7 protein-coding genes are annotated in these 8,078 nt (G+C 62.1%); 1 reads left to right on the top strand and 6 read right to left on the bottom strand.

All coding sequences use genetic code 11. The features are described 5' to 3' along the window. Positions 1-252: 252 nt before the first annotated feature. The 5 genes from ACYVDE_RS09735 to ACYVDE_RS09755 form a co-directional block, all read right to left on the bottom strand. Positions 253-486 (bottom strand): hypothetical protein, encoded by a 234-nt coding sequence (locus ACYVDE_RS09735; RefSeq protein ID WP_460501306.1) that lies wholly within the window; start codon positions 484-486, stop codon positions 253-255. Between the two features lie 158 nt (positions 487-644). Further along, complete coding sequence (locus ACYVDE_RS09740) at positions 645-1,031, bottom strand: hypothetical protein (RefSeq protein ID WP_460501307.1); 387 nt, start codon at positions 1,029-1,031, stop codon at positions 645-647. An 81-nt stretch (positions 1,032-1,112) separates the two neighbouring features. Further along, complete coding sequence (locus ACYVDE_RS09745) at positions 1,113-1,748, bottom strand: HupE/UreJ family protein (protein WP_460501308.1); 636 nt, start codon at positions 1,746-1,748, stop codon at positions 1,113-1,115. 123 nt (positions 1,749-1,871) lie between these two features. Beyond that, positions 1,872-3,200 carry a tetratricopeptide repeat protein gene (locus ACYVDE_RS09750; protein WP_460501309.1) on the bottom strand — a complete coding sequence of 443 codons (1,329 nt, stop codon included), beginning with the start codon at positions 3,198-3,200 and terminating at the stop codon, positions 1,872-1,874. Positions 3,201-3,308: 108 nt separating this feature from the next. Continuing rightward, entirely contained in the window at positions 3,309-5,486 is a 2,178-nt protein-coding gene (locus tag ACYVDE_RS09755; protein WP_460501310.1) for a DUF4331 family protein, read from the bottom strand. A 325-nt stretch (positions 5,487-5,811) separates the two neighbouring features. On the opposite strand from ACYVDE_RS09755, the gene hscA reads away from it, so the two are divergent. After that, on the top strand, positions 5,812-7,683 hold the full coding sequence (gene hscA / locus ACYVDE_RS09760; RefSeq protein ID WP_460501312.1) for a Fe-S protein assembly chaperone HscA: 1,872 nt from the start codon (positions 5,812-5,814) through the stop codon (positions 7,681-7,683). 149 nt (positions 7,684-7,832) lie between these two features. On the opposite strand, the gene ACYVDE_RS09765 is transcribed toward hscA, so the two are convergent. Continuing rightward, on the bottom strand, positions 7,833-8,078 hold a 246-nt coding region (locus ACYVDE_RS09765; protein ID WP_460501313.1), incomplete at its 5' end, for a hypothetical protein.

Raw genomic sequence — 8,078 nt, forward strand, 5'->3', positions numbered from 1 at the left:
GCTGGCCCAGCAGGCCTACGCTCACGCCCGCCAGCGGCAGGCCCGAGAGCGAGTCGGCCACAGTACCGCGCAGCGTGCCGGCGCCCTGCGCCCAGGCCGTTTGAGTGAATACGAAAAGCCCGAGCAGCAGCACCCAGACCGGAAGTTTGAGAAGAAGTTGTTTCATCGAAGCCGGTAGCGGGGCGGGTAGCAAGCGGCCCTTACGTGCCGCCTGCCACCCGCCCCCATTAAGTGGAAGGAAAACTATACCGACTAGAAATTGGCCTTACTCATGCAGTTGGCGCGGCATTGCGTCTGGTGCTGGCTGCGCTGGCGGCCCAGGTGGCCGCGCGTCTGGCTGCGCAGGGTAGCGGCCTCGGGCAGAGCAACGCGGCCACTGAGGCCGAGGGGATTGTTGACAAGTTGGCCCGCCGTGGGCAGCTGCACACGCGACGCAACGCCCGTAGCACCCGCTACAGGTTGGAGAGAATTGACCCGGAAAATCATAAAAAGTGGAGTTGAACGCGACCGGGCACATAAGCCCGACAAGCCGCGTCGGATGGTTGGATAAGATGAAACAGACCGGCTAGCAGAAAACGGCTAGGCGCGGTGGCCCCGTTTGGACTCGAACCACATACTGAGTAGTTCGAAGCCCAGGGCTCAACTTATCCCCGACAGGGCGGCAACTCCACCTGCCCCCGGTAGCCCACCGGCACGGCCGCAACGCGCGCGGCCCACCGGGCGGCGGCCCTCCCAAAAACCGGCCGCGCAAACACTACCCGCGTTTCCGTCAGGCAGTGCGTATCCAGCCCCTTGAAGGTGCTGAGCAGCTGTTGCAGTGGCAGGCGCTCGCCGTATTTCTGCACGGTGTATTGCACGCCGTTGCAGTCGTCGAAACAGGCAAGGCGTAGCGTGTGCTTCAGCTGGCAGTCGGGGCTGTGCACGTAGGCAAAGGGCCGGTCAATCACCTTCGCCGGGCGCTCCACGAGGCCTGCCCCCACTACCAGCAGGTAGTTGAGCAGCAGCAGCAACGTGAGGTATTGGCGAAGCATGATGGGACAGGCTAAACCGGGATTTACGCTCATCTACGACGAAACATCCCGGCGAGGGTTGCAAACAGCTTAGTTAATTCTTCAGGCAAAAAAGACGCGCTCCACGGTCCAGTACGCCGCAATCAGCCCAATGACGACGGATACGGGCACCACCACGCGCGGCTTGTACCAACTTTTGTCGGCGGCCCAGCGGCCCACCAGCGCCCAACACAGCAGTATCACCGACACCTGCCCCAGCTCCACGCCCACGTTGAAGGAAATGAGCGAGCCGAAATAGTCCTTCTGCGGCAAGCCCAGGCCGGTAAGTGCCGAAGCGAACCCCATCCCGTGCACCAGCCCGAAGCCGAACACGATGAGCAGCCGCCACGGGTTCAGCTTATCGGTGATGATGTTTTCGATGGCCACAAACAGGATAGACAGCGCAATAATCGGCTCTATCACGGCCGAGGGCGGCGAAATCAGTCCGTACATGGCTAGCCCCAGTGTGATGGAGTGCGCCACCGTGAAGGCCGTGGCCTGCATAAGCACCGGCTTGAGGCGCGGCTCCAGAATGTAGAGACTGATGATGAACAAAATGTGGTCGAACCCCAGCGGAATGATGTGCGTGAAGCCCAGCTGCAGGTAAGTCCAGAAAATCTCGGTGCGCGAGAGCTTACTCAGGTCCGTGTTCAGCACGTGCGCGGCGGCCGGCTGGGCCAGCAGCAACAGCAGCGGCAACAGCGCAAGAGCGCGATACAGGATACACTTCGCACGCATCGGTGAAACAATTGCCATAATAGGGTGCGGGGCCTGCCTCCGCCCGTCGTTGAACGGAATCGTTAAGTCGGGAAAGCCCTTGCCCTACCGCGCCGCCAGCAGCTTTTTGCCTTCGGCTTCCAACTCGGGGTTCAGATAGGGAGCTGTTTTTAGCGACTGCTCAATCAGGGCCTGGCCCTCGGCAGCTTTGCCGGTTTTGGTGAGGATGAGGCCGGCGCGGCACAGCAGCACGGGATTCTTCGAGCCGGTGCGGCGGGCTTTTTCCATGTATTTCTGCGCCTCGGCGTATTGGCCGCGCTTGTAGAGCACCCAGGCCATAGTTTCGTTTACGTCGATGTTGTCGGGCCGGCGGTCGTACTCGATTTTGGCGTGCTCCAGGGCCTTATCGAGCTCATTGGTTTTCAGGTAGGCGTAGGCCAGCTCGCGGTCGGCATAGTGTCCCATCTGCTCGTTGCTGTCGGCTTCCTTGGCCGCATCGGCCAGCATGCTGATGGATTCGGCTGCCATCTTTTTCGCCTCGGCGGGCTGGCCGTTTAGGCGGTACAGGTCGGTCAGTTCATCAGCAAAAGCGTAGTCCTTCACCGTGATGCGCGCCTGCTGGTACAGCTGAATGGCGCGCGGATAGTCGTGGCGGGCAGCCGCCATGCGGCCCAGGCCAGCCAGAGCATAAGCGTAGCCGGGGCGGGCATACAGGGCCATCTGATAGTATTGCCGGGCCTTGGTAGTGTCGCCGCTCACTTCGTAGAGGTGGGCCAGCGCCACGCGGGTCCACTCGGTTTGCTCCAGGCCGGTGTAGCCGGCTTTCACGGCCAGGTCCATCGCCTGGATGGAGCCGGGCAAATCGCCATAAATCTCGCGCAGGTAGCTCACCCGGGCATAGGCGGGCAGGTCGGGGCGCAGGGCATTCATCTTGTCGGCCATCTTCACGGCCTCCTCGTAGTGGCCCATCTCCACGTTGGCATCGGTCAGCAGGCCGTACACGAAGCCGCTGTTGGGGTTGAGCTTCACGGCCTGCTCGGCCAGGCCGAGGCCTTGGGCAAAGTGGTGCTGCGTGAGGCACAGCGACGATTTGCAGCACAGCGCCTCGAAGTTGTCGGGCTCGGCCTGCAGCACTTGGTCCAGCAGGGCCATGGCGGCGCTATCGTAGTACGGATGGTTGCCGGTCACGCGGCCCTCCTGCATGTAGGCCTGGGCCAGCAGCAGGCGGCTTTTCTGGTCGTCGGGATTGGCGCGCAGCTTAGCCAGCAGGCCTTCGATGGCGGCTTTGGCGTTCAGCCACTCCTTGCCGGCGGCCAGGCTGCCCTGGCGCTCCATCAGGCCGGGCGTGGCTACGGCAGGCTTCTTAAAAAAGAAGATAGCCGCCGCCAGCCCGCCAAAAACTACCAGTAAAATCGGGTATAGATACTTTTTCAAAGCAGCGAAAAAAGACGGTTGGAAGGAACGTCGAAAATAAAAAACAGAGCCGCCGCCAGCCCGGTGTAAGGGCCCAACGACGGCTCTGTCTCACTCAGCTAGCAGCAATTACTGCCGCTCAATACGTACCGACTGCACCACGGTTTTGCCGTTGTACAGGGTGGCAATGTACTGGCCGGGGGCCACTTCGCGGCCGGGCTGCCAGCTCAGTTCCGTGGCGCCCTGGGCAAACGCCTTATCCTTGGCGATGGTAGCCACCTTGCGGCCGGTTACGTCGCTGATGACGAGCGTCATGTTGCCTTTGGCGGGCAGCTCAAAGCGCAGCGTCGTGCGGTCGAGGAAGGGGTTCGGGTAAGCCTGGGCTTTGGCGATGTTGGGCGACAAGCCGAGGCCCGAGCGCTGCGACAGCACCGTGCGTTGGGCGTTGGTGCCGCTCCAGGGCGTCTGGGCGTAGGGGAACGCGGCCTTGAACGTGGTGTCGTTGGCTGTGATGCCCGCGTTGAAGGTCAGCACATTGCCCAGCTGGGCAGTGACGGGGTTCGTGCTGCTGGGCGTATAATCGTCGTACCACAGGCCAATGGCCGCCAATACGGCACCGCCCACGGCTTGCAGCTCAATGCGCGTTACGTCGTCTTCGAGGCGGCGACCGTTGGGGAAGCCGTCCATATTCGGAATGAATTCAACGTTCGAGTTCGTGTTGTAAGGGGCTACCGTGAGGCCGGCCACAGCAGCGGCCAGCAGGCCCTCCGAGCTGAAAGCGCTCGAGTTGCGGGGCGTGGGGGGCACGGCCATGTTCAGGCGCAACATGTCGCCGCCGGGATTGGCAGCCGTGGCGTTAGCCAGCAGGAAGTTGTTGATGAAGGGCTTGCCAGCGGCCAGCGGGTTGCCAGCTTTGCCGGTAGCCAGTTGGTAAGGGGGGTAGTTGGGTACCCCGGTGTGGAAGATTGGCAGAATGTCGACCGAGCGAGGCTTGCCAGCGCGCAGCAGGTAGGCACCGTACGGAGCAGCGCCGGTAGTAGCCAGCGCCGTACCCGTCACGAAGCTTGTACCAGCCAGCCCGCTCAGGCCCGCAGCGCCGTTGCGGAAGTCAAAGCCCGGCAGCGTGGTGCCACCCAGGGTCTGGCCGGCCAGCGACTTGGTTTGAACGCGCAGTGGGCCCAGGCCGGGCACAGCTTCGCCGTAGTAGGTTTGGCCCGCCACTTTAGGAGCGGCCGTCGCGGCCGGCGTGTTGTCGGCCATGTACAGGCCCAGCTCCGGGTTCGAGAGGTAGTCGTCGGTAACGCTGGCTTCGGCGTAAGGCGTGGCCGCATTCCAGGCGTCTTTGGCGCCGATGTTATTGATAACTTCGTTCAGCAGCGGCATGCCGATGCGCGATACCTGCACGTAGCTGCCCGATACCGTAGGCGCAGCGCCCGTGGCCGACAGCGTGCGTACGGCCGGCCGGCTGGCCGAAGCCCACACCCCAATGATATAGTTCGAATCGAGAATGTTGGTGGAGGAAGAAAGCGCCGCGGTACCCGTTTTAGCCAGCACCGACACCGGTACCTGCATGGCAATGGCGTGCGTATTTTTCTTGGCCAGGCCATCGCGCGCCGCGCCGGGTGCCCGAATGCCGCCCAAATCGAAGATACCGCCCAGGTCGGCGAAGAACGGGTCATCCGTCGGGCCACAGAAAATCTTGGTTCCGTCTGCCAGCGTCATAATGGCATTGGCCATCAGCGTGGCGTAGGGCGTAGCCAGGCCTACGGGCGGCGTGGTTTGCGAGATGGAGCGCGGCCCGATGTTGGGCGGCGGCACGATACCCGTACCCACGGTAACGTTGGTGAAAGCGCCACCAGCTACGCTTTTCTCCACGATGTACGTGGTTTTCAGGTTTTGCTTGCCCAGCCGGATATTGAAGAACGTCGTCGGGTCTTCGTTGGTCCGGGTGAAGGTGAAGCGGTAGGTGATGTCGTCGCCCGTGGTCGCCTGATTGTTCTTGATGTGGATTTCGTAGCGGATGTTCTCGCCGAACGTGTTGTAGTTGGGGCCACCCTGGGGCAGTTCCAGCGGAATGTAGTTGGCGATGATGGTCACCTTGGCATTGGCATCGTTGGCCGCAAAGTCGGGCGAGCGAAACGCATAGAGGTCAGTGTTATCGGCCAGCGGGTCGTCGGCGATAAGCGGGGCTTCGCGGTGGCTCGAGGCCTCCAGCTTGTTGTGCTGGCCGCTCAGGGCCACCACTCCTCCTGCCGCGGTTGCGAGCAGCGCAGCCTGGAAAAGGGGACGAGTAAGTAAGTTTTTCATACAGTGTTGGAAAGTGGGTTTGGGGGTGAATAAAAGAAATTGGCAAAAGAAATAAGCTCGGCGCTAATGCATGCATTGCGCTTTACATCCAATAGTATCCCCGGCCGAAAGTCGGACAGTGTATAGCCTTACGTCGAAAAGTTCCGCGGCGGTTTTACTTTTTTTAAGATTGGGCTCACAAAATTTTGGCTTGCGCTGTTTCAAGGATGGCCAAGGTGTCCCACGGTCTGCCGGGGGCATTTAGCCGCTACTTTTGCAGTGCGCTTCGGCGCATTATTTTTTTCTTATCCCTTTCGGGCCTTGCGCAAGTCGGCCCCATGATTCTATGGCTACAGTAGCTATCAACCTCGCCACCGGCAGCCTGCAACAGGAAGAAATTATCGTGGGCATCGACCTGGGCACCACCAACAGCCTGGTGGCCTACGTGCACCCCGAAACCCGCCAGCCCGCGGCCATCAACGACCTGGGCCGCGGCACCATCGTGCCCTCGGTGGTGCACTTCCCGGCCGACAGCGCCGACCCGGTTATCGGCAACGACGCCCGCGAATACCTGCTCACCGACCCGGCCCGCACTATTTATTCGGTGAAGCGCCTGCTGGGCAAAAGCTACCGCGACCTGGGCCAGCACGCCCATCAGCTGGGCTACAAGGTGATTGACGACAATACCGAAGGCCTGGTGAAAATGCGGGTCGACGACCGGTTCTACTCCCCCATCGAGCTGTCGGCCGCCATCCTGAAAGAGTTGCGCGCTCGCGCCGAGCACGCCCTGAAAACGCCCGTGAACCGCGCCGTTATTACGGTGCCGGCTTATTTCAACGACTCGCAGCGGCAGGCCACGCGCGATGCTGGCCGCCTGGCCGGGCTGGAGGTGCTGCGCATCGTGAACGAGCCCACCGCCGCCGCCCTGGCCTACGGCATCGGCCTGAGCCCCGACGAGGAAAAAACCGTGGCCGTATATGACCTCGGCGGCGGCACTTTCGACATCAGCATTCTGCGCATTCAGCAGGGCATTTTTGAGGTGCTGAGCACCAACGGCGACACTTACCTGGGCGGCGACGACCTTGACCGTGCCGTGGTGGAGCACTGGACGGCCACCTTCGGCCTGCCCGACTCCTACCGCACCAATCCGCACCTGCAGCAGCAATTGCGCCTGGCCGCCGAAATGGCCAAGAAATACCTCAGCCAGCACGACGATTTCACCACCCATCTCACCGACGAAGCCGGCCACAACACGACCGTGACGCTCACGCGCGCGCAGTTCGACGACCTCATCCGCCCGCTAGTGGCGCGCACCATCGAGGCCTGCCGCCAGGCCGTGGCCGATGCCGGGCTCACCGCGCCGCTCGATGCCGTACTGCTGGTGGGCGGCTCGACGCGCGTGCCGCTGGTGTACGACGAGGTATCGAAGTTCTTTGGCCAGCCGGCCAACAACTCGCTGAACCCCGACGAAGTAGTGGCGCTGGGCGCCGCCATTCAGGCCGATATTCTGGCCGGCAACCGGCGCGACGTGCTGCTGCTCGACGTGACGCCGCTTACGCTGGGCATCGAAACGCTGGGCGGGCTGATGGACCCCATTATCCCGCGCAACTCGAAGATTCCGACCAAAGCTGGCCGCCAGTACACCACCAGCATCGATGGCCAAGTGAACCTGAAGGTGGCCGTGTACCAGGGCGAGCGCGACCTCGTGAGCCAGAACCGCAAGCTGGGCGAATTCACCCTCACCGGCATTCCGGCCATGCCAGCCGGCCTGCCCAAAGTGGACGTGAACTTCCTGCTGAACGCCGACGGTATTCTGAAAGTCGAAGCTATTGAGCTGCGTTCGAACACCCGCCAGCAGGTCGAAATCAAGCCCCAGTACGGCCTCACCGACGACCAGGTGGAGCAGATGCTGATGGACTCGCTGGTGAATGCCAAGGACGACGTGGCCGCCCGCCTGCTCATCGAGGCCCGCACGGCGGCCGAGCAGCTGCTGTATCAGGTCGAAGGCTTTACGCGCAAAAACCGCCAGCACCTCACCGAAACCGAATTGGCCGATACCGGGGCCCAGGTAGCGAAGGTGCGCGCCGCCCTGGCCGGTACCGACCGTGACCCCATTCTAAAAACCATGGATGAGCTCGACGAGCTGACTCGTCCTTACGCCGAGCGGGTGATGAACATTTCCATTCAGCAGGCCATGGCGGGCAAAAAGATTGGCTAGATAATATCGTGGGGTGGCTGCTTAGCAACCGTCTGTCGTCCTGAGCGCAACGCAGGACCTTCTTACGTTTGGACTTTTCGTTCAACTGTGAGAAGGCCCCGCGTTGCGCTCAGGATGACAGACATTTTTTTCGGCATTAACTGGTTCCCTTATTTCATTTCCCGCAAATACACTTCCCACACCTGTCGCGCCGCCGTGTCGCGATATACCACCTGGATGGTAGCGCGCACCGGCCACACCTCGGCCGAGTCGGCTATCCAGGCGTAGGTCACGAAGGGCTGCTGCGTGTCGTCGCCCACCAGAAAGCCCAAGCGATACAGCTCCACGTCAGTCCCGCGACGGCGGCCGGCGTCGACGAGCGGCGTGAGGGCGCGCCCGGCATCGGGACCTTGCAG

The sequence above is a fragment of the Hymenobacter agri genome, assembly GCF_054778495.1.